Origin of the sequence: Mesorhizobium sp. M1A.F.Ca.ET.072.01.1.1, from assembly GCF_004023325.1 — a bacterium.
Lineage (GTDB): Bacteria > Pseudomonadota > Alphaproteobacteria > Rhizobiales > Rhizobiaceae > Mesorhizobium.
In genome coordinates, this window is the sequence record NZ_RZSF01000500.1 from 1 (window position 1) to 3,476 (window position 3,476).

Here is a 3,476-nt window from a genome sequence, read left to right on the forward strand (position 1 = left end):
ACAGATGTTGGTCCTCCGAAAACGCGCCCTCAATTCAGGTCGAGCCCGCCGGTAAGATCGCCGAGCGGCGGCTCGCCATGCGCGGCTACGGCCTTATCGCGAACCACGATGCCGTGCAGGACCGGCAATTCGAAACGCTCGGTGATGAAGCGCAGGATCGACGTCGTGTCATAAGGCGTATGATCGACATAGCCGTGCTTGGCGAAGGGCGAAATGATGATCGCGGGAATGCGCGTGCCCGGTCCCCAGCGGTCGCCCTTGGGCGGTGCGGCGTGATCCCAGATGCCGCCGTTCTCATCATAGGTGACGACGACCAGCATGTGCGGCCATTGCGGGCTCTTTTCCAGATGAGCCACGACGTCGGCGATATGGCGGTCGCCGGCCTGGATGTCGGCATAGCCGGAGTGCTCGTTGAGATTGCCCTGCGGCTTATAGAAAGAGACCTGCGGCAGGGCGCCGTCGTCGATGGCCTGGATGAAGCTCGCGCCAGCCAACCCGGCGTCGCGCAGATGTTCGCGCCTGGCCTCGGTGCCCGGAGCGTAATTGGCGTAATAGTTGAACGGCTGATGATGATATTGGAAGTTCGGGATCGGTGTTTTGTTGCCGTGGTCGAGCGTGTACTGCCAGGCTCCGGAATACCACGCCCAGCTTATGTGCTTGAGGCTGAGCATGTCGCCGATGGTCGGTTCCGTCTGCGGCGGCAGCGTGGTGGGCTTGCTAGGATCCGCGAGCAGCCGATCGCCGCCGGGCGCCGGATCGTTGCCGCTCGGCTGGTATGGCGGCTGCATGGTGTTCACCGCGTAGAAATCCGGCGTCAGGTTGCCGTCGGAGACGAATTTCGGGATCCCGTCGCGCGCCGATTTCGGCGAATTGTCGGCGATCTTCAGCGCTGTGCCGCTAGCGTCCGTAACCGCGATCGACGGCTTGGCCGGGCTCTTGTCGGCATTCGCGTAGTACGGCGCGCAGGCGCAGATCAGCCACTGGTGATTGAAGAAGGAGCCGCCGAAGCCGCCCATGAAGAAATGGTCGGCGAGCACGTATTTTTGCGCAATGGCCCACATATCGGTCTTGGAGGCGTCCCAGTTGCTCATCGGCATGGCGCCTGAATCGGCCCAGGCGACGAACATGTCGTTCTTGCCTCCGTTGATCTGCATCTGGTTCTGGTAAAAGCGATGCCACAGATCATGCGTCACGACGCTGAGCGGCACGTTGAACCCTTTCGGGTCGTTCACCGTGAACGGTTCGTTCGGAAGGTGCTCGGTCATTGCCTGCGTCACCGGCGGCGTGACGCCCTTGGCGGTCAGCCCGTCCCAGACCGGCGGCAGCTCTGACAGGACCGAGCCGTCACGGTCGCGCTGCTGCAAGCTTTCCTTGCTCGCCTTGTCGATGCCCTCGGCACCCGGAAAATGGCCATAGAGATTATTGAAGGCGCGGTTCTCGGCGAAGATGACGACCACCGTCTCGATCTTGGCGATGCCGTCCGGCGGATCGCCGGGCTGCGCCGCGAAGGCGGGAGGCGAAGCGACAGCGGACAGGGCGAGAGCCGAGGAAAACAGGGCGAGCCCATAGGATCGCTTCATCGCCATACCTCCATTGCGCAAAGTCAAATGACACCAGCTTCGGTGCATCTTGGCAATAGCCACCGCGCTGGACGGGTGATCACATCGGGATTACCTTCCTTCAACCGCAGGATGCGCGGCGAACTCTGCAGGGAGACGAAGCCATGAGCTTGCAAGGCAATACCCTGGAAGACGCGATCGGACGCACGCGCGACAAATGGGGATGGTTCGTGGCGCTCGGCGTGCTGCTGCTGATTTTCGGCGGCATCGCCTTCGGCAATCTCTTCATCGCCACCGTCGCTTCGATCTATGTCGTCGGCTGGCTGATGCTGATGGCGGGCGTCATCGAGATCATCCATGCTTTCGGCGTCAAGACCTGGGGGCGCTTCTTCTACTGGTTGCTCAGCGGCCTGCTCTATGCCGTCGCCGGCTTTTTCGCCTTCTACAACCCGCTTCTCGCCTCGGCAGTGCTGACGTTTCTGCTCGCCGTCGCGCTCATTGCTTCCGGGCTGCTGAGGGCCTGGGTCGCCTGGAACCACCGGCCGCAGCAAGGCTGGGGATGGCTGCTGGCAGCCGCGATCATCACCATCCTGCTTGGCCTGATCATCGCCATGGGCTGGCCGGTCAACAGCCTGTGGGTGCTCGGCATGTTCCTGGCCGTCGACCTGATCTTCCAAGGCTGGAGTTTCATTGCCACCGGGCTGGCGCTCAAGCGGTAGGGTACTCGACCTTCGCGATCGGCCGAAGCCTGCCCAACATCGTCATCCCAGGGCGAAGCAGGAGCGAAGCTCCGTCGCGAAGACCCTGGGATGACGACATGAGAGGGCGTTTCGCCAATCGCCAAGGTTTGCAATCTGCTAGCCGGACGCAGGCGCTTTGAGGCTTCTCTTCGCCACCGCGCCTGCCAGACCTCAGAAGCAGATGGCGGCGTCCAGCTCCGACAGCGGACGCACACCTGCAAGCAGCGCCCTCGCCTCGGCCTCGTCGCGCTTCATCTGCACGACCAGCGCATCGAGCCCATCGAATTTGAGCTCGGGGCGCAGATAGCTGAAGAACGACACCTGGCAGATCTCGCCGTAGAGATCGCCGGAGAAGTCGAAGACATAGGTTTCGAGCAGCGGCGCGCCATTATCGTCGACGGTCGGCCGGCGGCCGAAGCTGGCGACGCCGTCATGGAGCATGCCATCGGCGCGGCGCAAGCGGACGGCGTAAATGCCTTCCTTCAGAGTGGCTTCCGGCGAAAGCTTCATATTGGCGGTTGGAAAGCCAAGCGTGCGGCCGAGCTGCTGGCCGGCGATCACCTCGCTCTCGATGGTGAAGCGATAGCCGAGCAGGCCGGCTGCTTCCCCGACCTTGCCTTCGCAAAGCAGGGCGCGGATGCGGCTCGACGAGACCACCTCGGCACCTTCGTCGCGGAAGGCGTCGACCAGCGTGACGCCGAAGCCGTGGCGCTCGCCTGCCGCCATCAGGAAGGCCGGGCCGCCCTGGCGGTCCTTGCCGAAGTGGAAGTCGAAACCGGTGACGGCATGGCTGACGCCCAGCCTGTTTTCCAGCACATCGGTCACAAATGCCTCGGCCGAGAGCGAGGCGAAGTCGCGCGTGAACGGCTGCTCGACGAGGGCGGCAAAGCCGAGCCTGGCCAGGAGCCGCGCCTTCATCGGCGGCGGCGTCAGCACGAAGAGCGGCACGTCCGGTCTGAACACCTTGCGCGGATGCGGCTCGAAGGTAAGCACCAGGGCCGGCACGCCGCGGCGGCCGGCTTCGGCCAGCGCCCGCTCCAGCACCGACAGATGGCCGCGGTGGACGCCGTCGAAATTGCCGATCGCCGCGACGCCGCCGCGCAGATGCCCGGGCAACGGCGTGACCGCCGAAATGCGTTCGAAATCGTGCGTCATGTCGACCTGCGTGATGTCGGGG

General features: G+C 63.9%; 3 protein-coding genes. 1 reads left to right on the plus strand and 2 read right to left on the minus strand.

Annotation, left to right across the window (positions count from 1 at the left end; all coding sequences use genetic code 11):
- Positions 1 to 29: 29 nt before the first annotated feature.
- Positions 30 to 1,586: an acid phosphatase gene (locus EOA32_RS35025; protein ID WP_245499497.1), complete on the minus strand. Its 1,557-nt coding sequence runs from the start codon at positions 1,584 to 1,586 to the stop codon at positions 30 to 32.
- A 137-nt stretch (positions 1,587 to 1,723) separates the two neighbouring features.
- Between EOA32_RS35025 and EOA32_RS35030 the strand changes: the two genes are divergently transcribed.
- Positions 1,724 to 2,278: an HdeD family acid-resistance protein gene (locus EOA32_RS35030; RefSeq protein WP_128374130.1), complete on the plus strand. Its 555-nt coding sequence runs from the start codon at positions 1,724 to 1,726 to the stop codon at positions 2,276 to 2,278.
- Between the two features lie 192 nt (positions 2,279 to 2,470).
- On the opposite strand, the gene EOA32_RS35035 is transcribed toward EOA32_RS35030, so the two are convergent.
- Positions 2,471 to 3,454: a bifunctional riboflavin kinase/FAD synthetase gene (locus EOA32_RS35035; protein ID WP_128374131.1), complete on the minus strand. Its 984-nt coding sequence runs from the start codon at positions 3,452 to 3,454 to the stop codon at positions 2,471 to 2,473.
- Positions 3,455 to 3,476 lie beyond the last annotated feature (22 nt).